The sequence below is a fragment of the Novosphingobium mississippiense genome (assembly GCF_044029535.1).
Taxonomy (GTDB): Bacteria; Pseudomonadota; Alphaproteobacteria; order Sphingomonadales; family Sphingomonadaceae; genus Novosphingobium.
In genome coordinates this window covers 223,546-246,903 of sequence record NZ_CP147003.1, presented here as the reverse complement: position 1 = coordinate 246,903, position 23,358 = coordinate 223,546, and the positions used below count along the sequence as shown (strand labels likewise).

The 23,358-nt window shown below is 64.5% G+C and carries 18 protein-coding genes; 13 read left to right on the top strand and 5 right to left on the bottom strand.

The genetic code is table 11. The features are described from left to right. Positions 1–14 precede the first annotated feature (14 nt). The gene (locus WBP06_RS19630; protein ID WP_395336393.1) at positions 15–896 is read right to left on the bottom strand and encodes a LysR family transcriptional regulator; all 882 of its coding nucleotides are present in this window, start codon (positions 894–896) and stop codon (positions 15–17) included. 143 nt (positions 897–1,039) lie between these two features. On the opposite strand from WBP06_RS19630, the gene WBP06_RS19625 reads away from it, so the two are divergent. The 5 genes from WBP06_RS19625 to WBP06_RS19605 all read left to right on the top strand — a co-directional run bounded on the left by WBP06_RS19625 (position 1,040) and on the right by WBP06_RS19605 (position 8,054). Further along, on the top strand, positions 1,040–2,188 hold the full coding sequence (locus WBP06_RS19625; protein WP_395336391.1) for a TIGR03364 family FAD-dependent oxidoreductase: 1,149 nt from the start codon (positions 1,040–1,042) through the stop codon (positions 2,186–2,188). Beyond that, positions 2,188–3,030, top strand: coding sequence for a phosphonoacetaldehyde hydrolase (gene phnX / locus WBP06_RS19620; protein WP_395336389.1), 843 nt, complete (start codon positions 2,188–2,190; stop codon positions 3,028–3,030). Before WBP06_RS19625 ends, phnX begins: the two co-directional genes overlap by 1 nt. After that, positions 3,027–4,361: a DUF5690 family protein gene (locus WBP06_RS19615; protein ID WP_395336387.1), complete on the top strand. Its 1,335-nt coding sequence runs from the start codon at positions 3,027–3,029 to the stop codon at positions 4,359–4,361. Before phnX ends, WBP06_RS19615 begins: the two co-directional genes overlap by 4 nt. Before the next feature lie 204 nt (positions 4,362–4,565). Next, complete coding sequence (locus tag WBP06_RS19610; RefSeq protein ID WP_395336385.1) at positions 4,566–7,187, top strand: TonB-dependent receptor; 2,622 nt, start codon at positions 4,566–4,568, stop codon at positions 7,185–7,187. A gap of 222 nt (positions 7,188–7,409) precedes the next feature. After that, the gene (locus WBP06_RS19605; protein WP_395337525.1) at positions 7,410–8,054 is read left to right on the top strand and encodes a glutathione S-transferase family protein; all 645 of its coding nucleotides are present in this window, start codon (positions 7,410–7,412) and stop codon (positions 8,052–8,054) included. 19 nt (positions 8,055–8,073) lie between these two features. On the opposite strand, the gene WBP06_RS19600 is transcribed toward WBP06_RS19605, so the two are convergent. The 3 genes from WBP06_RS19600 to WBP06_RS19590 are packed head-to-tail and all read right to left on the bottom strand — an operon-like array spanning position 8,074 to position 13,084. Beyond that, positions 8,074–9,648 carry an amidohydrolase family protein gene (locus WBP06_RS19600; protein WP_395336383.1) on the bottom strand — a complete coding sequence of 525 codons (1,575 nt, stop codon included), beginning with the start codon at positions 9,646–9,648 and terminating at the stop codon, positions 8,074–8,076. Between the two features lie 14 nt (positions 9,649–9,662). Continuing rightward, the gene (locus tag WBP06_RS19595; RefSeq protein WP_395336381.1) at positions 9,663–10,826 is read right to left on the bottom strand and encodes a cytochrome P450; all 1,164 of its coding nucleotides are present in this window, start codon (positions 10,824–10,826) and stop codon (positions 9,663–9,665) included. Next, positions 10,826–13,084 carry a TonB-dependent receptor gene (locus tag WBP06_RS19590; protein WP_395336379.1) on the bottom strand — a complete coding sequence of 753 codons (2,259 nt, stop codon included), beginning with the start codon at positions 13,082–13,084 and terminating at the stop codon, positions 10,826–10,828. Before WBP06_RS19590 ends, WBP06_RS19595 begins: the two co-directional genes overlap by 1 nt. A 184-nt stretch (positions 13,085–13,268) precedes the next feature. Here WBP06_RS19590 and WBP06_RS19585 point away from each other — a divergent pair, with 184 nt between their 5' ends. From WBP06_RS19585 to WBP06_RS19555, 7 genes are all read left to right on the top strand, one after another. Further along, the gene (locus WBP06_RS19585) at positions 13,269–14,198 is read left to right on the top strand and encodes a VOC family protein (RefSeq protein ID WP_395336377.1); all 930 of its coding nucleotides are present in this window, start codon (positions 13,269–13,271) and stop codon (positions 14,196–14,198) included. A gap of 83 nt (positions 14,199–14,281) precedes the next feature. After that, positions 14,282–15,133, top strand: coding sequence for a fumarylacetoacetate hydrolase family protein (locus tag WBP06_RS19580; protein WP_395336375.1), 852 nt, complete (start codon positions 14,282–14,284; stop codon positions 15,131–15,133). A gap of 4 nt (positions 15,134–15,137) precedes the next feature. Continuing rightward, on the top strand, positions 15,138–16,730 hold the full coding sequence (locus WBP06_RS19575) for an FAD-dependent oxidoreductase (RefSeq protein ID WP_395336372.1): 1,593 nt from the start codon (positions 15,138–15,140) through the stop codon (positions 16,728–16,730). A gap of 55 nt (positions 16,731–16,785) precedes the next feature. Continuing rightward, entirely contained in the window at positions 16,786–17,817 is a 1,032-nt protein-coding gene (locus WBP06_RS19570) for a Rieske 2Fe-2S domain-containing protein (RefSeq protein ID WP_395336369.1), read from the top strand. Then, positions 17,814–18,764 carry an MBL fold metallo-hydrolase gene (locus tag WBP06_RS19565; RefSeq protein WP_395336367.1) on the top strand — a complete coding sequence of 317 codons (951 nt, stop codon included), beginning with the start codon at positions 17,814–17,816 and terminating at the stop codon, positions 18,762–18,764. The genes WBP06_RS19570 and WBP06_RS19565 overlap by 4 nt, the downstream gene beginning before the upstream one ends. Positions 18,765–18,778: 14 nt before the next feature. Then, a complete protein-coding gene (locus tag WBP06_RS19560; RefSeq protein WP_395336365.1) occupies positions 18,779–19,702 on the top strand; it encodes a 3-keto-5-aminohexanoate cleavage protein in 924 nt (307 codons plus the stop codon). A gap of 77 nt (positions 19,703–19,779) precedes the next feature. Next, positions 19,780–20,490, top strand: a complete 711-nt coding sequence (locus tag WBP06_RS19555) for a GntR family transcriptional regulator (protein WP_395336363.1) — start codon at positions 19,780–19,782, stop codon at positions 20,488–20,490. 21 nt (positions 20,491–20,511) lie between these two features. Here the strand turns inward: WBP06_RS19555 and WBP06_RS19550 are convergent, their stop codons facing one another. Next, the gene (locus WBP06_RS19550; protein ID WP_395336361.1) at positions 20,512–21,093 is read right to left on the bottom strand and encodes a TetR/AcrR family transcriptional regulator; all 582 of its coding nucleotides are present in this window, start codon (positions 21,091–21,093) and stop codon (positions 20,512–20,514) included. 259 nt (positions 21,094–21,352) lie between these two features. Between WBP06_RS19550 and WBP06_RS19545 the strand changes: the two genes are divergently transcribed. Next, the gene (locus WBP06_RS19545) at positions 21,353–23,101 is read left to right on the top strand and encodes an acyl-CoA dehydrogenase family protein (RefSeq protein WP_395336359.1); all 1,749 of its coding nucleotides are present in this window, start codon (positions 21,353–21,355) and stop codon (positions 23,099–23,101) included. Positions 23,102–23,358 lie beyond the last annotated feature (257 nt).

Here is a 23,358-nt window from a genome sequence, read left to right as displayed (position 1 = left end):
ACGGGCGCGCTGCCTCAGGCTTCGACCATATCCCGCGCCACGGTGAGGGCCTGACGGATCAGCGGCATGCGCTTGCGTTCGGTGCGCACCGCCAGATAGCCTTTCACCTCAATCAACGATGATGCGGTATCGAGCGGCAGCACGCGAATGCGACTGTCTGGCGGGCATTCCTTTTCGAACATCAGGCTCATGCCCAAGCCCCTTGCCACCGCCTCGCGGATCATCTCGCGCGTGTGGAGTTCCATCGTCTGGCCCGGCGCGATGCCCGCTTCGCTCAGTATGCGGTTCATCGCTGCCAGCGTGCGCGATGTGCCCTCGCGCACCAGCAGCACTTCGCCGGCCATGCGTTCCAGGGGCAGCACCGTGTGCCCCTCGTCCGGCCAGCAGGCGGGCAGAATCGCGACCAGCCGGTCCCGGTAGAGCGGCGTATAGGTGTAGTCGCTCTCGATCGGCGGCTCGCAGATGATGCCGATATCGATCTGGGCCTTCAGCAGCAGTTCGTTGGTCTGCATGGCATTGGCGATGGTCACGCGGAAGTGCGCGTTGGGCACGGCGGCCTTGAAGGCAGCCATGAATTCGGCCGCGCAGGGCGGTGAATCGGTGCCGAGGCGAAGCAGCGCGCCGGAATCGATATCGTCTTCACCGAGCAGCGCCCCGATCTCGTCCGCGATGCCGAACAGGCGCTCCGCCCTTTCGTAAAGCGCGCGCCCCGCCGTGGTGAGGGTCAGCGGCGGGCGCACCCCTTCGATCAGCTTGACCTTGTAGCGATCCTCCAACGCCTTGAGCTGCTTGGACAATGTCGGCTGCGAAATGTTCAGCCGCCGCGCCGCCTTGCTGACGCTGCGTTCGGAGGCGACCGCGTAGAACGATCGCAAGTGCAGGAAATTGACGCTCACCGGACCCTCTTTTCTTCACCCTGCGCCCCTGTCGAGTTGCCACCGTCTATGGACGCCATTCCCGATATGCATTGGCCGGAACGGCGCGGTGGGCGCACATCGCCTGTGACGCACGATTGTTACAGGACGGTCACAGCAGAGCCATGTCAGGCATTCTTGGAAATTTCGACGTCGCGGTGGTGGGCCGCGGCATAGTGGGTCTTGCCCATGCGCTGGCAGCGGCGCGGGCGGGCAAGCGCGTGGTGGTGATCGATCGCCACGCCCGCGCCACTGGCGCCAGCATCCGCAATTTCGGCTTCGTCACCGTGACCGGGCAGGAAAGGCACGACATGTGGCCACTGGCCCGCCGCGCCCGCGATGTGTGGGCCGAAGTGGCGCCGCGCGCGGGGATCGCGATCCAGCAGACCGGCCTTGTCCTGCCCGTGCGCCGTGCCGCCTCGGCCGCCGTGCTGGAGGCTTTCATGAAGACCGAGATGGGCGAGCAGTGCCGGCTGCTTTCCGACCGGGAACTGCGCGCGCTCGATCCCGAAACGCCGTTCGCCGCCAGCGCGGCCGCGCTGGTCAGCCCGCACGAATTGCGGGTGGAAGCGCGTGAGGCGGTGCCGCTGATCGCGCAGTGGCTTGAGCGTGACATGAACGTGACCTTCGCGGCACCTGCGGCGGCAATCGGCTGCGAACCGGGCCGCGTGGTGACCAGCAGCGGCGAATATCGGGCCGAGAGCATTTTCGTCTGCCCAGGCGACGACCTCAACGCCCTGTTCCCCGATGTCATGGCCGACCGCGAAGTGACGCGCTGCAAGCTGCAGATGATGCGCCTTGCCGCCCCCGGGTACCGCCTGAAGCGCCCGGTGATGAGCGACCTGGGCCTTGCCCGCTACGAAGGCTATTCGGCGCTGCCCGAGGCGCAGGCGCTGATCGAACAGCTTCGCGTGGAGCAAGGTGCGCAGTTGGATGCCGGGGTGCACCTGATCGTCGCCCAATCGGCCGATGGCTCGCTGGTCGTGGGGGACAGCCATGACTACGGCGATGCGCCCGATCCGTTCCATCACGAGGCGGTCGACCGCCTGGTCCTGGACGAATTCGAAGCCGTGCTGGGCAAGGCGCCGCCGGCGGTGGAGCGCTGGGTGGGCATCTATGCCTCATCCCCCCGGCAGAACTGGTTCACGCGAGAGGTCGCCACCGGCGTTCATGTCACGGTGGTGACGTGCGGCGCGGGCATGTCCACCGCTTTCGCCATTGGCGAGCGGGTAGTGGGCGCGGCGATCGATGCACCCCTTAAGGAGTTGGTTTGATGTCCCGTATCGTCGCAGTCTTTTTCGATTGGGCCGGAACCATGGTCGATTTCGGTTCGCGCGCGCCGGTCATGGCGATGGAGCAGGTGTTCGGCCACGCCGGCGTGCCGGTGGGGGAGGCGGTGATCCGCCGCTACATGGGGCAGGCCAAGCGCGAGCATGTGATCGCCATCCTGTCCGAGCCGGAGATCGCCGCGCGCTGGCGCGATGCCAGGGGCGCGAACTGGACCGAGGCCGATGTCGATGCGCTGATGGTGCGACTGGAACCGGCGATGCGCGAATGCGCGGGCGTGTGCCGCGATCTGGTGCCCGGCGCGGCGGGCACTGCCGCCAGCCTGCGGGCGCGCGGCATCAAGGTGGGATCGACCACCGGCTATACCCGCACGATGATGGCGGACATCATCCCCGCCGCTGCCGAGCAGGGCTATGCGCCCGACGTGATCATCTGCGCCGGGGAGACCGCGCAGGGCCGCCCGGCACCGCTGATGCTGTGGAAGGCCATGGTGGAATTGGGCACCTGGCCCGCTTCCGCCTGCGTGGCGGTTGACGATGCCCCGGTGGGGATCGAGGCTGGCCGCCATGCCGGGATGTGGACCGTGGGCCTTGCCGGATCGGGCAATGGGGTGGGCTTGCCCCATGCCCAGTTCACGGCGTTGGACCGGGCCGAGCGCGTATCGCTGATGCAGCCGGTGATCGGCGAATTCGTCGAGGCCGGGGCCGATTTCGTGATCGAGAGTGTGGCCGACCTTGACCTTGCCGTCGCCGCCATCGAGCAGGCGCTGCGCAGCGGCGCGCAGCCCGGCTCGGCGCCGACGCTGTTCCTGGGCGAGTTGGTCGCGTGAACACGCTGGCGGCGAAGAACCTGTCCGCCGTGGAGAGTGCGCGCAGGCATCGCTCTCTGCGCGAATGGCTGGCCGATGGCCATCCCTGGGCGCTGGCGCTTTATGGCGGGCTGGCCAGCTTCGCCGCCTATTTCTCCATGTACGCCTTCCGCAAGCCGTTCACGGCCGCCACTTATGCCGATGTGCCCGGCTGGGCAGGACTGGTGGATTTCAAGATCGCGCTGGTGATCGCGCAAGTGGCCGGATACGCGCTTTCGAAGTTCATCGGCGTCAAGGTCGTGTCGGAAATGGCGGCCTCTCGCCGGGGCGTGGCCATCGTCGGGCTCGTCGCCTCGTCATGGGTGGCGCTGCTGCTGTTCGCGGTCCTGCCGACCCAATGGAAAGTGCTGGCGCTGTTCCTGAACGGACTGCCGCTGGGCATGATCTGGGGGCTGGTGTTCGGCTATCTGGAAGGGCGGCGCACCAGCGAAGTGCTGGCAGCGATGCTCTGCGCCAGCTTCATCGTTTCCTCCGGCGTGGTGAAGTCGGTCGGGCTATGGCTGATGACTTCGCTGCACGTGGGCGAGTTCTGGATGCCCGCCGCCACCGGCCTCGTCTTCTTCCCGCTGCTGCTGGTGGCGGTGATCGGACTGGCGCAATTGCCGCCGCCGAGTGCCGAGGAAGAGGCGGAGCGCATGGCCCGCCCGCCGATGCCCGCCGCCGCCCGCCGTGCCTTCCTGCGCGAATACGGCCCCGGCGTCGCGCTGCTGGTCTTGGCCTATGTCCTCTTCACGGCGCTGCGCGACTTGCGCGACAACTTCGCGGCGGAGATCTGGAGCGAGCTTGGCTATGCGGGCGTTTCGGAAGTCTTCACCGCCAGCGAACTGCCGATCGCGGCGGCGACGCTGCTGATCCTGGCCAGTCTGGTGCTGATCCGCGACAACCGCCGCGCGCTGATGGCGGTGCACGCCATCGTCATGCTGGGCGCGCTGCTGATCGGGCTTTCCACGCTGGCCTTCCAGCTTTCGTGGATCGCACCGCTGCCGTGGATGATCCTGTCCGGCCTTGGCCTCTATCTTGGCTATGCCCCGTTCAACGCCATGCTGTTCGACCGGCTGGTGGCGGCGAGCCGAAGGGCGGGAACGGCGGGTTTCCTGATCTATGTGGCAGATGCCTCCGGCTATGCCGGCAGCGTGGCGCTGACGCTGCTGCGCAACGTGCCGGGAGTGGCGGTGGACTGGCTGCACTTCTTCATCTGGCTGGCCTACGCGTCGGCCGCCTTGTGCCTGACGATGATGGCGGCGTCGGCATGGTATTTCCGGGTACGACTGAAGAATGCAGAGATGAAATAGATCACGTCAAAAGACTATTCCGCTAGGAACCCCGCCGGGCTTTGGTCCGGCGGGGCTCTGTTGTTTTATTCAAAGAAGAACAATTCGCGTCTATTGCTGCGATGCATCCAATGAATTGGTCTCCGCATCACAAGTCATGTCAGGGACCGCTCCGGGAATTGGCCGGTAACGAGAGTGTTCCGGCACAGTAATCGGGGAAGCGCAATGTCCAGACTCGTTTTCATGTCCACGCTCGCCATCGGCGCAAGCCTTGGCGCTATGCTCATCGCCGGCACGGCCGGTGCCGCCGAAACCACGGCCGATATCGCCGCCGCCGATCCGACCGGCGCTGGCGACGGCGCCCCTGCGTCGGACATTGTCGTCACCGGCACCATCGTTGCCGGCGAAATGAAGTCCATCGCCCAGCAGCGCCGCGCCGACAACATCGTCAACGTGCTCAGTTCGGATGGCATCGGCCGCCTGCCGGATCGCAATGCCGCCGAAGCCGTGCAGCGCCTGCCCGGCGTCGCCATCGAGCGCGATCAGGGCGAAGGCCGCTTCGTCGCCGTGCGCGGCTTGCCGTCGCAGTGGAATTCCACCCTGATCAACGGCGATCGCCTGCCGACGGCGGAGGAAGAGACCACCAGCCGCGCCACCGCGTTCGACTTCTTCCCGTCCGAACTGATCGATCAGGTGATCGTCTCCAAGGCGGTGACGCCGGACATGGAGGGCGATGCCATCGGCGGTTCGGTGAACTTCATCACCAAGACCGCGCCGGACAAGCGCACGCTGCAACTGACCGGCGGCGTCAACTATGGAGAGAAATCGGGCAAGGCGGGCTTCCTGGCCAGCGGCGTCTATGGTGACCGCATCGGCCGCTTCGGCTTCGTTCTTTCGGGAACGTATTACAAGCGCCAGTGGGCGACCGACAACTACGAGCCGCGCCGGGGTGGCGACGGCGTGGGCATCACCCGCCTGGAACTGCGCGACTATACCGGTGTGCGGGAAACCACCGGCATCAACGCGGCGATACAGTACGATCTGGACGATGGCGGCAAGATCTATGCGCGCGGCATCTACGGTTCGCTGAACGATGACGAGACGCACTACAAGCACCGCTATCGCTTCGACAAGAACCGGATCGAGCAGCAGAGCATCTTCAATACCCTGATCACCCAGCTTTCGGGTGGCGAACTGGGCGGTGTGCACATGCTGGGCGGACTGCTGGGTGATGGCGCGCAGTTCGACTGGAAAGTGTCGCACTACGAAAACCTGTTCCGCTACGGCAATACGCCGGACCAGCAGGATCACAGCTACTTCGTGGTGCGCTTCGACCAGAACAACGTCGGCTATCAGGGGCTGGAGAACCGCGGATCGGGCAACTATGCCTACAACACCATCGATGGCGGCACCGATCCGGCCGATGCGATCAGCAACCACTTGCCCTCCGACTTTGCGATGGACCCGGCGAAGATGTCGCTGGCGAATGTGGAACTCTACAAGATCCGCGTGAAGGAAACCGATCGCATCGTGCTTCAGGGCAACCTGACGGCGCCGGCCAGCGACACGCTGACCTTCAAACTGGGCGGCAAGTACCGCGACAAGAAGCGCGAAGCCTCGTTCTCCGACCTGTTCTACACCTGGAACCCGGCGGTCGGGCCGGTGCCCACGCTGTCGCAGTTTCCGCTGATGAACCAGCCCACCCGGAACGACTATCTGGACGAACTGGCGATCGGTTCGGCTTACGCTCGCCAGTTCGGGCAAGTGGCCAGCGAGAAGGATCTGGTCGCCTGGTATCTGGCCAATCGCGGCAATCTGGTGCTGGATGAGGGCGAGAGCGCGACGATGGAGAATGGCGGTGCGCTGGGCCGCACTTTCACGCTCTATGAAAAGCAGGCGGCGGGTTACGCCATGGGCACCTGGAACCCCACGCCGGACTTCACGCTGGTGGGCGGCGTGCGGCTGGAATACACCAAGACGACCGTGGACGGTCACGTGCTGATCAACGATGCGCTGGAGCCGACGCGCAGTTCGAACGACTATCTCTCCGTCCTGCCCTCGCTCAACGCCACCTACCGCATGGGCGACACGCAGCTGCGCGCGGCCGTGACGCGCACGTTCGCGCGCCCGGACTTCGGCGATCTAGCCCCCGGCGGCGCCTTCAGTGAGGCGGATCTTGAATATCAGGGCGGCAATCCAGACCTGAAGCCGACTTATTCGTGGAACGGCGACTTGATGGTGGAGCACTACTTTGGCAACGACGGGGTGATCTCCGCCGGCGCGTTCTACAAGCGCATCTCGAACCCGATCTACGACACCCGCCGCGTCGGCACTTATCGCGGGATCGAGGGGGTGACCTTCCTGACACCGGGCAACGGCGCCACGGGTGACCTCTATGGCTTCGAATTCAACGTGCAGCGCCGGCTGAGCTTCCTGCCCGGGCTGCTCTCCAACCTGGGCGTCAATGCCAACTACACGCTGATCCGTTCCAGCTTCACCTTGCCGGACGGGCGCGACGTGCGCGTGCCGCGGCAGGCCAACAACCTGGCCAATGTGGCCGTCTATTACGACGACGGCCGCTTCTCCACCCGCCTGGCGATGAACTACAAGGGCGCCTATATCGAGGAATACGGATCGGACGCGGAGAGCGACAGCTACTACGGCGCCTATACCAGCCTCGACCTGACGATGAACTGGCAGGTGACCGACAGCGTCACCCTGTTCGGAGAGGCCAGCAACCTGACCGACCAGAAGCTGCATTACTATCTGGGCAACAACCAGCGGCCCCTGCAGGTCGAATACTATGGCCCGCGCTTCATGCTGGGCGTGAAGGCGGCGATCTTCTGATCGAAAGGGCAGCCCGGTCAGCCTGATCCACGAACTGCCTGGCATCGTCTTTGACGGTGCCAGGCAGTTCAATGGCGCCTCGGGTCACGAAGCCCGGCGATCATGGAGGTCTGCGGGTTTTCCTTTTGCAGTCATTGCAAAATCGTTGAAGCGCGGCAGGCGCAACCATGCGCCCGGCCGGCCGTTGCCTTGATAGTGTCCCCGCAATGGAACCCAATGGCGATGACCACCGTCCACCATCTGGAAAATTCGCGATCGCAGCGCGTGCTGTGGCTGCTTGAGGAGCTTGGCCTTCCCTACACGGTGAAGCGCTATGAACGGGATCCCAAAACCATGCTGGCGCCGCCGGAACTGCGCGCCGTGCATCCGCTTGGCAAATCGCCGGTTCTGGTCGACCGGGATCCCTCGGGGGCGAACCGCATCATCGTGGAGACCGGCGCGATCGTCGAATATCTGGTCGAGAAGGCGGACGGCCGACTGGGCAAGCCTTATGGCGAGGATGCGGCGATGCGCTATCGCCAGTTTCTGCACTACGCCGAAGGCTCGCTGATGCCGCCGCTGCTGATCAATCTGGTGCTGGGACGGATACCGATGCTGGGCAAAGCCGCGCAGAAGCGCCTGCAACCGATGATCGAGGTGCACCTGGATTTCGTGGAGCGCGAATTGGGCGCCCGCCCCTGGTTTGCCGGAGATACGTTCACGGCAGCCGACATCATGATGAGCTTTCCGCTCGAAGTGGCGCGGGAGCGGGGCTTCCTGGCTATCGGCCGGCCGATCACAAACATCTGGCTCGAAACGATTCAGGAAAGACCCGCCTATCAGTCCGCCTTGAACAAGGGCGGGCCTTATCAATTCGCGTCAGCTTGAAGCAGCGGGGCCGATCGCGTCACCGCAGGACGCCACCAGCTTCGGCAATCCGGCTCTTCACGGCAGCAAGGTCCGTCGCGGAATAGTGGATGCCTCCGCGTACGACCCCCGCGATCGCGTGCAGGTTTTCGACCGGGCCAAGCGGATCGGAATCCAGCAGCACCAGATCGGCTTCATAGCCGATCTCCACCAGCCCCATCTCCGCCTCCTTGTCCAGGTATTGCGCGGCATTGACGGTGGCCATCCGCAGAATGGTGAGCGATGACAGCCCCGCATCCGCCAGTTCGCGGAATTCCTGCTTCAAGGTCAAGCCCGGCCCCAGATAGGAACCGCCGTCGGTGCCGACCATCATCCGCACGCCGGCATCGCTGAACAGCTTGGCGAGTTCAAGCTGGCGGGGATAGGCCTGCCGATAGGCGGTCAGCATGTCCGATGGCAGAGCCTTGTAGCGGGCCGTCACCTCCCGCCAGTTCTGGACTGCCTTTTCCGGCATATAGGCCAGCATTTCATCGGCTTCGTATTCCGGACGGTCCGCATATTCCTGCGTCCGCAGGCGCACCAGCGTCGGCACCTGCCAACTGCCGTCCTCCCGGAACTGCGCGGCTACGGCATGGCCCTTGTCGGGATCATAGCTGTCGATCGCGCGCTTCAGCCGATCGACATCCTTCGGCTGGGCGAAGGCCGCCGGATTGATCAACATCTTGGCCAACCGCTTCATGACGATCGTTTCCAGGAACGGTATCCGGAACGGCGGCGCCTTTATGACATCGCGCCGATAGCTGTCCGCGCGCAATTCGGCTTCCTCGTCCGAACAGCAGACCCAGATGGTGCTGCCCGGCCCCAGATGCTCTACCGATCGGAAACCGGCGGCCGTGGCCTGCAAGGCGTCTGTTCCCTCCTGCAAGTGGCCGAGGATGGGGATGCCCTGCGCATTCGCCTCCTCGATCGCGGCAAAGAACACCTCCGGCGCGACCATGCCGATCTTGATGAAGTCGGCCCCCTGCGCCTTTTGCCGGCGGATTTCCGCAGCAACGGCGTCCACGGTTCCCGCATTGAACGGGGTTATCAGCGAACCGGGCGTTTCATGGAGCGCCGGCGCGATCGCGCCGATCGGCAGGGCGCCCTTGGCCCGCGCCGCCAGCAGCGCGGGAGAGCCCGACATCTGGCGGAATCCGGTAACCCCTTCGGCCAGCATCAGCGCCAGCGAACCCGAAGGATCGTCCAGTTCCAGCACGTGCGAATGCATGTCGTTGTAACCGGGAACCACGAACTTGCCACGCCCGTCGACCACCGCCACGCCGTTGGGAACGGGGCTGGTGCCTGACGGGAAGATGTCCGTGATGCGGCCCGCGTTCATGGCGATCGTCATGTTCGGCATCTTGCCGCCATCGCGCGGGTCGACGATGGTCACGCCTTCTATCCGCAGCGCGGGCGCCGGCTTGCCGGGCACAGCCGTTGCGTGGCGCGGGGCACTCCCCATGCCGGTCAGGAACCGCGTGAACGTCTGCAACGGCGTGAACGGCATCGCCGATGCGGCATGGGCATAGGCGCAGCACGGACAGGGCGCCGGGCCGGTCAGGGCGGAAAGCAACATCGCAGGTTCTCCTGTCAGTTGATGCGGAAAGGCAGGTTCACGAACCCGAACAGTCCCGCGTTCGTGCCCACGACCGGATCGCCCATGGCGAGATCGACATCCCTGTCCAGCAGCGCTTCGAGCAAGGCCTCCATCTCGATCCGGGCCAGGTTCATTCCCGCGCACATGTGCGGACCGGTGCCCCAGGCAAGATGATCGCGCGCATCGCGAAGAATGTCGAACCGATCGGGATCGTCATAGCGGCGCTCGTCCCGATTGGCACAACCATACAGCAGCATGACCCGCTCTCCCGCTGGAATCACGTAATCGCCAACGGCATAGTCCGAAGCCGCCACGCGCGAAAACCAGCGCAGCACCGAACTGTGGCGCACGCCCTCCAGCACGGCGGCGCCGACCAGTTCGCGCCGTTCCTTCAGCAATGCCCACTGGTCCGGGTTGCGGGCAAGGTTGGCCAGCAGGTGTCCCTTGGCAAGGATCGTCGTGTCCAGGCTGGGGATGACATAGGCGCTGATCGCCGCCATCACCTCCTGCATGGAGAGGCGCCCATTGGTGACGGCGCAGAACAGTTCCGCCGCCCAACTGCCTTCCCGCACCTTTTCAGGCGTCAGCGTGGACAGGAAGCCGAAAGCATCGCGCATATTGGCGATGTCTTCCGGTTCCTGCCGGGGACCGATGACGTTGAACGCGGCCCCTGCCCATTCCAGCATCCGCTCCCGCCCCGCATCCGGCAGGCCGACAAGGTGCGAGACGGCCTCCACCGGCAGGAAGGACGCAAGGGCAGGCATGGCGTCGAACCACCCCTGCCCCTTCAACGCGCCGATCCGTTCCGAGACCATCGCCTTCAAATCGGCACGCGCCTGCGACAGGCGCGCCGGGGTTAGCGGCTTGGTCACCGCGGCGCGCAGCCGCTTGTGCAGATCGCCGTCCGACTGAAGGACGTTCATGCCCTTGGGCGCGTTGAACACATCGTTGAAGCCGACGCCTTCGCCGCTGATCAACCGGTCCGCATCCCGCAAGGCCGCCTGCACATCGTGAAAGCGGCCAATCGCGTAGACGCCCGGAGTTTCGAGCCGGACGAGCGGCCCGGCATCGCGCAGCTTCCGGTAGTGAGGAAACGGGTTCTGCAGCGCCTCAACGCCGAACAGGTCGACATCCAATTCCGGGACGGCCTTCGTCATCAGAACTGATACCTCAACTTCACGCCGTAGGTGCGCGGCGCGGCGGGGATGTAACCGTCGTTGCCGCCGCCGTTGGCCCCGCTGACGAAGTAGTATTCACCGCCCAGGTTGCGACCGTAAAGCTGGACGCTGAAGCCGGTGTCCGCCGGCGTCCAGGTGATCGAGGCATTGACCACGTGATAGCTCCGCTGCTTCAGGCGATTGTCCGGCTCCCAGGCGAACGTGGACTTGTAGCCGTCGTTCGCGTTGAAATCGAAGCCGCCGATCGCCGTGTCCAGCTTGTAGGTGATGCCCAGCGAATAGGAGAATTTCGGCGCCTGCGGCAGCCGCGCACCGCTGAGATCGCAAATCGTCGTGATCGTGCCGAAGCCGCCGGGCGAAGGCGATGTGCAGACCGCGTCGGGGAAGTCATGATACTTCGCGTCCAGGAATTCCAGGCCGCCGTTGATCAGCAGGCCCTTGACCGGCGTCAGTTCGAAGTCGGCATCCAGCCCCTTAATGTGCGCTGACGCCGCGTTGTAGAGGATCGTCGAACCGGGAGGCGCCGGCGGGGCCGAAGTGCGCAGCTGGATATCCTGATAATTGTAATAGAACCCGGCCAGGTTCAGGCGCAGCACCCGGTCGAACAGTTCCGATTTCACGCCCAGCTCGTACGCGTCCAGCACTTCGGGGCGCGAGGCTGGATTGATGAAGCTGGTCGGGTTGAAGCCGCCGGACTTGAAGCCGCGGTTCATCGACACATAGGCGTGGACATCCGGCGTCAGGTCCTGCGCCAGCACGGCGCGCCAGGTCAGCTTGTCGAACTTCACGTCGGTATCGATGACGCCATCGGGCGAAGTGATGACGCTGGGCGGGAACGCCGGGATGGAATTGGGTCGTCCGGCCAGTGGCACCAGTGTTCCATCCAACTGCTTGCGATCGCTGGTATAACGCAGGCCCAGCGTAAGGTGGGTGGAATCCGTGATGTCATAGGTGCCTTCCGCATAGGCGGACAGCGATTCCGTCTTCTGGAAACCGGTAGTCCGCGAAGGCAGCAGGCGGGGATTGGGATCGCAGACATTGGCAACGCATGTGCCGTAGACGTCGGTCTGGATCATCGTCTTGTCATGATAATAGAAGGCACCGACGATCCACTGGAGCGGCGAGGACTTGTTGTTCGACGCCAGCTGCAGTTCCTGGCTGAACGTCTTGGCCGTCTGCAACCCGCCCAGGTTGATCGCGCTCTGCCCAAGCTTGGGCTGGCCAAGCACCGGGCCCTGCGTCTGCAAGGAGGGAGAGCGGTTGTCGATATAGCCGGTGATGCTGGTCAGCGTGGCGAAGCCCAGCCCCTGCTCACCCTTCAGCGATACGCTGTACATGCGCTGGGTGGCATAGGGATCGAAGCGCGTGTTGATCCGGTATTGTCCCGGATAGGTCGAACCATCGGTGCCGACTGACCCCGGGAACATGGCGACGGCGTTGCCCTGGTCGGTCTCCACCTTGTCGTAGAAGCCGCGCAGCGTGATCTTGGTATCCGGGGCGGGCTGCCAGCGGATCTTGCCCTGGAAGCCCACGTCGTGGAATTTGTAGACGTCGTTGCCGGTGAACAGGTTCTTGCCCCAGCCATCGCCCTGATCGATGTAGAGCGCCGCGAAGTTGACGGCCAAGGTATCGGAAATCGGGGTCGAACCGTAGAAATTCAGCTGGACCGTATCGTAGTTCCCATAGCTTGCCGACATGTCGACGGCGGGAACGTCCCCCGGTTCCTTGGTGATCACATGGATCAGGCCGCCGGTGGTGTTGCGGCCATAGAGCGTTCCCTGCGGGCCCTTCAGCACCTCGATCCGCTCGATATTGTTGAAAGAGAACGACGAAGCTGCCGAATTCGGAAGGTAGAGCCCGTCGATGTAAGTCGCGATGGGCGCTTCAGTGCTGTAACCCGCGCTGGTCGTGCCGACGCCGCGCAGGAAGGCATTGGTACCCACCAGCGTGCGCGTGAAGCCAAGGCCGGGCGTCAACTGGGGAAGATCGACAACACTCTTCACCCCCTGCGTCGTCAGCGCCTCCGCGCCGAAGGCGGCGATCGAGATCGGCACTTCCTGCATGTTCTGCGCGCGCTTGTTGGCGGTCACGATGATTTCGGTGACGTTGACGCCGCTGCCGTTCGCTGCCGGCGGCGTAGCTTCTGCGGGTTGCGCATCCTGCGCCTGTGCCGTCCCGCCAAAGGCCAGCAAGGCAATGGCAGCCACGGAAATCCCGAGCGTGGATTTTACTGACATCCTATTCTCCCAAGATCCGCGATCCCCAGTTTTTCTGCCGGTCATCGCCGGTCGAATCGCGTTATCGTTTCTTGTCTAAAAAATATTTTTTTTGTGGTCAAAACATTTTTCCCGTGCAAAAAGCGATTGCACGAATCAAGGAGATCCGGCGCAATCCGGACAGCGAAGGCTTGGGAGAACTGCCGTGAGCAGGATCAATATCGACGGCATTGAATCGGTGCGTTTCAGCGCGCCTGACCTGCCGCAAATGCGGGAATTCCTGATCGAATTCGGGCTTCTGGATGCCGGTGACTGTGCCGACGGTGTGCTGCGGATGCGCGGCACCGGCGATGCACCCTACCTTCATGAAACCGTGGAAGGGGCGCCCGGCTTTCAGGCGCTAAGCGTGCGCGCGGCCAACATCGGGGAACTGGAGCGGCTGGCGAAGGCGGAAGGCGTGCCTTTGCAGGACATCGCCGCGCCGGGCGGCGGCGCCATGGTGCAATTGCGCGATCCGAACGGGTTCCTGATCGAAGTCGTCGCCGGAAAGGCACCGGCATCGCCCATCCCGGACGGCGTCGCCGGGTGGAACACGCTGGCGCAAAAGCAGCGCTCGGACGCGCCGAAGCGCCTGTCCGCCGGCCCCGCCCGCGTTGCCCGGCTGGGACACGTGGTGCTGGGCGTCAACGATACGCAGGAAACCTGGGACTGGTGGCGTTCGCGCTTTGCGCTGGTGATGTCGGACGAAGTGCGGGCGCCCAACGGCGCGCTGGCCGCGGCGTTCATCCGGCTGGACCAGGGCGACGTTCCCACCGATCACCACAGCCTCAATTTCGCGGCGATTCCCGGCAAACCGCCGGTGTTCCATCATGCGGCGTTCGAAGTGCTGGATCTGGACGATCTGATGGTCGGCCATGAGCACCTCCGCCAGGCAGGCCGCAAGCATGACTGGGGGATCGGCCGCCACATCCTGGGCAGCCAGGTCTTCGACTATTGGAAGGATCCCTGGGGCCACCGTCTGGAGCACTGGACCGATGGCGATGTCTTCACGGCCGAAGCGCCGACTTCGGTTCACGACCTTTCCGTTCTGATGGGTCAGCAATGGGGCCCAGATGCCCCAGCCGATTTCGTGTGATCGCCGATTTCGTGTGATCGCCGACTTCGTGTGATCGGCAACCCAGACCAATAATAATTCAGTGATTTAAGCGGAGAGAATGCATGAAACTGGCACGGTACGCCGATGAGGCGGGCGCACATATCGGCGTCGTCGAAGGCGCCCAGATCATCCCGCTGGACGGCCTGCGCGGCGACTATCCGACGATGCTCTCGATCATCGCGGGCGGCCCATCCGCGCTCGACCGGGTGCGCAAGCATGTGGCTGCAAGCACCGATCGCGTCGCGCTGACCGACGTCAGCCTGCTGGCGCCGATCGAGCGGCCGGGCAAGTTCCTGGCCATCGGCATGAACTACCGCAAGCATGCCGAAGAAGCGCGCAAGCTGGGCGTGGCGGTCCCCGAAAAGCAATTCTGGTTCAACAAGCAGACCAGTTGCCTATCGGGTCCGTTCGATCCGATCGAACCGGGCGTTACCGAACAGCTGGACTACGAAGCCGAACTGGGCGCGATCATCGGTACCCCGGCCAAGGGCGTGAGTGAGGCGGACGCCCCCGCGCATGTCTTCGGCTATACCGTGGTCAACGACGTTTCGGCGCGCGACTGGCAAAAGCATTCGCCGACGTTCACGGTGGGCAAGTCGTTCGACACGCATGGCCCGATCGGCCCGTGGATCGTCACCGCCGACGAGATCGGCGATCCCCACGCCCTTGGCATCCGTTGCCTGGTCAATGGCGAAGTGCGGCAGGACAGCGACACCAGCCAGCTCATCCACAACATCTGGCAACAGATCAGCTACCTCTCGACCGCGTTCACGCTGGAGCCGGGCGACATTCTGGCCACCGGAACCCCCGAAGGCGTCGGGATCGCGCGCAACCCGCCGGTGTTCCTGACGTCCGGCGACGTGGTGCGGTGTGAAATCGACGGCATCGGCGCCATCGAGAACAAGGTGGCCTGATCCCATGGCAATCGAAACGGACGTCCTGATCATCGGCGCCGGCCCCACCGGCCTTGCCACGGCAATCGAACTGGGGACGCGCGGCGTGCGCGCGCTCGTGGTCGAACGCAACGAGCGCAGCGGCACCGCACCGCGCGCCAAGACCACGAACGTGCGCACGCGAACCCACCTGCGGCGCTGGGGGATAGCCGATCGGCTGGCGGAAGAATCCCCGTTCGGCATCGACTATCCGAACAACATGGTGTTCGTCACCGCGTTGGGCGGGCATGAACTGACCCGCTTCGCCAATGCCTTCAACGCATCGCCCGAACGCTCGCCGCTCTATCCGGAACATGGCCAATGGGTGCCGCAATACACCCTGGAAAAGGTGTTGCTGGAGAAGGTGCGATCGCTGCCGTCGATCGAAACGCGCTACGACACCACGTTCATCACCGCCGTTCAGGACGACGACGGCGTCACTGCCACGCTTGAGCGCGATGGCGAGCGTTTCGACGTGCGCGCCCGCTATCTGGTCGGTGCCGACGGCGCGCGCAGCAAAGTGCGCGATCTGATCGGCGCGACCATGGAAGGACGCCACGGCCTGACCCATGCCTACAACATCATCTTCCGCGCGCCGGGCCTTGCCGAGCGGCATGCGCATGGCCCTGCCGCGATCTATTGGCAGATCGGCAAGGACGGCTTCAGCGCGGTCGGCCCGATGGACCGGAACGACACCTGGTTCTTCGCGCCCGCCGGCGTTCCCGAAGGCCAGCGGATTTCGGAAGACGATGCCGCTGCCCTGATCCGCCAGCGGACCGGCATCGACACCCCGGTGGAGATCCTGAGCGCGGACACCTGGGTCGCCAGCGAACTGCTGGCCGATCGCTACGCCAGCGGCCGCATCATGCTGGCGGGCGATGCCTGCCACCTGCACCCGCCCGCCGGCGGTTACGGCATGAACATGGGCCTGGGCGACGGGGTCGATCTCGGCTGGAAGATCGCCGCCACGCTCCAGGGCTGGGGCGGATCGCACCTGCTGGCCAGCTATGAGGCGGAGCGGCGCCCCGTCCACCGCGCGGTGATCGACGAGGCTATGGCGAACTTTGCCATCTACACCGCCGCCATTCCGCCGGCGATCGAGGATGACTCGCCGGAAGGCATCGCCCTGCGCGATCGGCTGGGCCAGTCGATCCAGGCATCAAAGGGGCGCGAATTCAACACGCTGGGCACCGTATTGGGCCTCGGCTACGAGGGGTCGCCGCTGGTCGCGCAGGAACCGGGCGAACCGCCCGCGCATGACAGCCAGACTTATGTCCCTTCCGCCCGCCCCGGCTATCTGGCCCCCCACGCCTGGCTGGAAGACGGTCGTTCGCTTTACGACCTGTTCGGCCCCGGCTTCTCGCTGATCGTCTCCGCCGATGCTGACGAGACGGAAGTAAGCAAGGCCGTGTCGCAAGCCGCCGAGATGGGCGCCCCGTTGACGGTCGTTCGTCCCGAAGGCGTGCCGGTGGCAGAGCTTTACCAAGCCGATCTCAGCCTCGTCCGCCCCGACCAGCACGTCGCCTGGCGCGGCCGCGACTGGGACGGCACCGCCCTCGCCCGCGCGAGCGGCCGATAACAGGCCGCAAACATCCGGCAATGACCGATCCCAAAAGGGACGGAGGGAGAGCAAGATGACACACTATCTGCGCAACTGCTGGTACATGGCCGCATGGGCCGACGAAGTGGCCGAAAGCGGCCTCGCGCGGACGCTGCTGGAACAGCCGATTTTCCTGTTCCGCAATGGCGAGGGCATCGTGAAGGCGCTGTTCGACCGCTGCCCCCACCGCTTCGCACCGCTCAGCATGGGGCACGTAACCGACGGTGTGGTTACCTGCCGCTACCACGGGCTCGCCTTCGATGCCTCGGGCACGTGCGTACACAATCCGCACGGTCCGATCTCCCGCGCGCTGGCGACCCGCAGCTTCCCGGTGGTCGAGGCCCACCGCGCGATCTGGATCTGGATGGGCGATCCCGAAAAGGCAGATGCCGCGCAGATCCGCGACCTCGCATTTCTGGGCTCGGCTCCCGATACCGCCTTCAACAAGGGCTATGTCCTCGGCGGAGGCAACTACCAGCTGTTCGTCGACAATATCCTGGACCTCTCGCACACCGACTATCTGCATCCCGATACGCTGGGCGGCGGTTCGATCACGCGCACGCGCGCCCATGTCGAACAGCGCGACGACGGGATCATCGCGATCCAGTGGGATAGCTATGACGATGTGCCGCCGCCGCTGGTCCGCCAGAAGATGCCCGCCGGCGTCGAACGCGCCGACAGTTGGACCCATGTCGAATGGAGTGCGCCCGGGATCATGAAGCTGGTCAACGGCGCCGTGCCCACCGGCAGCCCGCGCGAAGGGGCGGGCAATTCCATCAATGTCCACATCATGACGCCCGAAACGGCGACGACCACGCACTACTTCTTTGCATCCACCCGCGATTACGCGCTGGACGATGCGGAAATGAACGCGGCGATCGGGCGGATCCGCGCGCAGATCTTCTCTACCGAGGATGAGCCGATGATCGCTGCACAACAGGCGCGCATGGGCGATCAGGGCTTCTGGGATCTGAAGCCGGCGCTGCTGCGCATCGACGAAGGCGCCGTTGCGGTGCGCCGGCGGCTCGACGCCATGATCGCGGCCGAACAGGGAGAGATGGAATGATCGCGCGTTCACTGACGTTTCTTGTGGCCGCCGTTTCGTTCGGCACGGCTGCCATGGCACAGGAACCGGTGCGCTGGACCACGCTTGGCACCAATGCCGGACCGATCCCCAATGCGCAGCGTTCGGAACCGGCGAACCTGCTGCGTATCGGCAAACACCTGGTCCTCGTGGACGTGGGTGACGGCGCGGTCGAGCAATTGGGCAAGGCCAAGATACCCTTCGAACAGGTCGATACCCTGTTCATCAGCCACAACCATTTCGATCACGTGGGCGGCCTTTTCGCGCTACTGGGGCGGCGATATCAGGTGGTCGCGCCCAATGTGCTGACGATCTACGGCCCGCCGGGAACGCGCGCGATCGTGGATGGCCTGGTTGCCGCTGTCACGTCCGCCGCCGAAGCGGGATCGGTGGTGCGCGCTCCCGGCCGCCGCGCCCCGGCAGACAGCGTGAAGGTGATCGAGATCGCCGACGGCCAGACCGTCGCGCTGGACGGGGGCCGCGTCACCGCCGTCGCCAACACGCATTACGCCACGCTCTCGGCAGGAACGAGCGGCACGCCGCCGCAATCGCTGTCGCTCCGTTTCGACCTGCCCGGTCGTGCGATCGTCTACACCGGCGACACCGGGCCCAGCGCCAAGGTGGAGCAACTGGCAGTGGGCGCCGACCTGCTGGTCAGCGAGATCATCGACCCCGACGCCGCGCTCGCCCGCATCCACAATGCCCGGCCCGATATCGATGCCGCGACGCTGAAGCTGGTCGATGCCCATTACCGGGCCGAACACCTGACCCCCGAAGCGGTGGGCGAACTGGCCGGCCGTGCCAAGGTCAAGGCGCTGGTCATCACGCACAACCCCATCGATGCCGCTGGCCTGGATGCCGCCCGCGGGAAGATCGCGGCCGCATATCATGGCCCCATCACTTTCGCGTCCGACCTCGACAGTTTTTGAGAACAGGAATCCCCATGAGCAAGGTCATCATTACCTGCGCCATCACCGGCGGCATCCACACCCCTTCCATGTCGCCCTATCTGCCGGTCACCGCGCAGGAGATCGCGGATTCCGCCGTGGAAGCGGCAGAGGCCGGCGCGGCGATCGTGCATCTGCACGCGCGCAATCCTGAAGACGGACGCCCGGATCAGCGTCCCGAAGCCTTCGAACCCTTCCTCCGCGACATCAAGCGCCGCAGCGGTGTAGTGCTGAACATCACCACCGGCGGCGCGCCGGGCATGACGGTGGAGGAACGGGTCAAGCCCGCCCAGGTCTGGAAGCCCGAAGTGGCCAGCATGAACATGGGCTCCATGAACTTCGGGCTGTTCCCGATGCTCAAGCGCTTCAAGGAATTCAAGCACGACTGGGAACCGGCCATGCTGGAGGCCAGCCATGACTACATCTTCCGCAATACCTACAGCGATATCCGATACTGTCTCGAAACCCTGAACGAGAGCGGCGCACGCTACGAATTCGAGTGCTACGACACCTCGCACCTCCACAACCTGCATTACTTCTACCGCGAAGGACTGGTGAAGGCGCCGTTGTTCATCCAGACGGTGTTCGGCCTGCTGGGCGGCATCGGCGCGCATCCGGAAGAAGTGCTGCACATGAAGCGCACGGCGGACCGCCTGTTCGGCGATGCCTACAACTGGTCGGTGCTGGGTGCCGGCGCATCGCAGATGAAGGTGGCGGCCATGGCGGCGGCGATGGGCGCCCATGTGCGCGTGGGGCTGGAGGATTCGCTCTGGCTTGGCCGTGGCCACCTGGCCAAGAGCAATGCCGAACAGGTCCGCCAGGTCCGCAAGATCATCGAAGGGCTGGGCCTGGAGATTGCCAGCCCCGCCGAAGCGCGAGAGATCCTGGCGCTGAAGGGCGGCGATCAGACCGGCTTCTGACATCGCCACGCTCTTTACAAAAAACTACACTCACTTATAAAAAATGTTTTAGTTCGAAAGGCGAGACTGGGGCAACCATGATTGGTGCCGAGGAAAATCTGGCGATCATGCCCGGCTCGCCCAAGAGCCAGACGAGCATGGCTTACGAAAGCATCCGCAATGACATCATTGCCGGTTTGCACGAGCCCGGCAAGAAACTGAAGATTCAGGATCTTGCCGCCGAACTGGGCGTGGCGCCCGGCGCGGTGCGCGAGGCGCTTTCCCGCCTCGTGCCCGAGGAACTGGTGATCTCGCGCGACCAGCGCGGCTTCGTGGTCGCTCCGCTTTCGATCGACGATCTTGTCGACCTGACCGACTTGCGCTGCGAGATAGAGGCCATCGCGCTGCGCCGGTCGGTGGCGAACGGCGATGTCGATTGGGAAGTGCGCCTGATTTCGGCGGCGCACCGGTTGCGCGCCCTGCCCCATCCCGTTCCGGGGAAGGGCATGCGGTCGGACGCGACGACCGAGTGGCTGCAACGCCATGCCGAATTTCACGCCGCCCTGGTCAGTGCCTGCGGCAGCCGCCGGCTGATGGCGCTCCACGCGCAGCTTTACGAACAATCCGAACGCTACCGGGTCATGTCCGCGCTGGTGGAAACGCACCGGAACGTCGGGGACGAGCATCAGCACCTTGTCGATCTGGCGCTTGCGCGCGACGCCGATCGCCTGGTCGAACTGATGTCGAACCATATCCGCCTGACCACCGATCTGATCGTGGAAGCCGCCAAGACCACGGCAGTTGCCTGAGCGGCGCCGCCAGCGGCGCACTCATGGGGCGTAGGCCCGCAGGAAAGCCGCCACGGCGCGCTGCGCCGATGCGAAGGCCTCCTCTATCGTCGGAACCGAAGGCAGGTTCCACAATCGTTGCATCTGCGGAAGCTGGATCATCCCGATAAATTGCTGCGCCGCCGCCTGAGGATCGACCGCCAGCAGCCTTCCCGCCGCCATTTCGGCAGCCAGGAACTGCGCCACCTTTTCAAGGACACGCTTGGGACCGCGCGCATAGAATATCTGCCCAAGCTGCGGGAAACGCGCCGATTCCGAAATGATCATGCGCTGCAACGATATCGCATCGGGCCCATTCAGCGCGGCGATCAACTGGCGGCTCCAGGCCTCCAGGGTGGCGCGCGGGCACAAGTGGCTCTGAAGGACACTGTCCAGATCGGCCTGCAACTGCCACGTCGCCTGTTCGACAACCGCCGCGAACAGCGCCTCCTTCGACGGGAAATACGACCATAGCGTCGCTTTCGATCCGCCCACGCTTTGGGCGATATCGGACATCGTCGACCCGCCATATCCGCGCTCCAGAAACGAATGTCTGGCCACGTCCAATATTCGGACGCGGCGCATTTCCCGATTCCGCTGCCGTCCTGGCGTCACTGTCCCGTCCTTCCCGGCGGAAGCCTTGGCGCGAAATGCCCAAGGTCGCGTCATTTTCTAGACTTTATTTCTTAATATATATTTTTATCTCGAAAAGAGAGTTAAATCCGACTATGCGCCGATGCAAGGGAATAAGGGGTGAGAATCGTCGTCCACAATCCTGTCCGGCCGTCGTGCCGGCCGCTTCGGACGCCCTCATCTCGGCCCGCACCATGAAAAGGGACGAGACATGCCGAGCTATTCCGCGCCGATCGCCGACTATCGTTTTATCCTGAGCGAGCTGCTCGACTTCGATGCCCAGATGGCGGAAATCGGCATGGATATCGACGTAGAGACCGCAATCGCCATTCTTGAAGAGGCGGGACGTATCGCTTCGGACCGGCTCTATCCGCTCAACCGTCACGGGGACGAGGAAGGGAGCCGGCTAATAGCCGGCAAGGTAACGACGCCCGCCGGTTTTGCCGAAGCCTATCGCGACTTCGCGGCGGGCGGATGGACCTCTCTTTCCGCGGATCCCGCGCATGGCGGACAGGGTCTGCCGTTCATGATGCAGCTGTGGCTGGATGAGATGCTCTCCGCCGCGAACTTGTCCTTCGGCCTCTTCCCCGGTCTGAGCCGAGGCGCGTACGAGGCGATCGCCGCCCATGCCAGCGAAGAGCTGAAGGCCATCTGGCTGCCCCCGCTGGTCAGCGGCGAGTGGACCGGCGCCATGGCCTTGACCGAGAGCGGCGCGGGTACCGACCTGGCGCTGCTCAAGACCAGTGCACGGCCGCAATGCGATGGCAGTTACCTCGTCAGCGGCACGAAGATCTTCATATCCTCCGGCGATCACGACTTCGGCGGCAACATCGTCCACCTGGTGCTGGCCCGTCTGCCCGACGCGCCTGCCGGCGTGAAGGGCATCAGCCTGTTCCTGGTGCCCAAATTCCTGCCCGATCAAACGGGTGCCTTCACCCGCCGCAACGCCATGTCGGTCGGCGCGCTGGAAAAGAAGATGGGCATCCATGCCCAGCCCACCTGTGTGATGAACTACGACGGGGCGACCGGCTGGCTGGTGGGAGAGCCGAACAAAGGGCTTGCCGCCATGTTCACGATGATGAACGCCGAACGGCTGATGGTGGGCATCCAGGGCCTGGGCATCGCCGGCATCGCTTATCAGCAGGCCGCCGAATATGCGCGCGAACGTTTGCAGGGCCGCAGCGCCGACGGCACGCGTGGTCCGGTCGCGATCATCGAACACGCCGATGTCCGCCGCATGCTGCTCTCCATCCGTGCCTTCGTGGAGGCGGGACGGGCGCTGGCCGCCTGGACGGCGCTGCAACTCGATCGGTCACATCACCATCCGAATTCCGACGAACGCGAAAGGGCCGGGCACTTCGTTGCGCTGTTGACGCCGGTGGTGAAGGCCGCCTTCACCGATTTCGGCTTCGAGGCCGCCGTGCAGGCGCAGCAGGTGTTCGGCGGACACGGCTATATCCGCGAATGGGGCATGGAGCAGTTCGTGCGCGACGCCCGCATCGCGCAAATCTACGAAGGCACCAACGGCGTGCAGGCAATGGACCTTGTGGGCCGCAAGCTCGCTCTGGAAGGCGGACGGGTCGTTGCGGACTTCCTCGCGATCGTCGAAGCGGACGTGCTTGTCGCCGGCGAAGTTCCCGAAGCGAGCGAGGTGGCCGCCCGCACGCTGGAAGCGCTGGTGCTGCTGCGGCGCGAAACGCACCGGCTGGACGGCGCGAACGCGGCCCATGCCAATGCCGTCGCCACCGATTACTTGCGCATGTTTGCACTGGTGGCGTTCGGCTGGATGTGGTCGCGCATGGCGGCAGCAGCAGCGCGCGGAGGAGCCGAAGCTCATCACCCGAAAATCACGGTTGCCGCATTCTTCGCCAGCCGCATGCTGCCCCAGGTTCACGGACTGGCGGCAAGCGTCGCGCAAGAGGACGGAGCGATGATGCACCTTCGAACTGACGAGTTCTAAGGTCCAAAGACGACAGGGCCCCAGCGGCGTTTGCATACGCGCAGGCCGCAGCACTTAAAAAGCCGCCTCAAGCTGACTTCGCGGCCAGCTTAGGGTGGTTTGTTCCGGTAGGTGATACAGTATCTAGATGCGTTCAACCGATCGAATTCTGGTAACTTCTGACGCTTGATCGACATGTTCTGCGTCCGTTCAGCCCCCCGGTCGCCGCTCCACAAAAAAAGGCGGGACGGCAATGCCGCCCCGCCCATGGGTTCCGG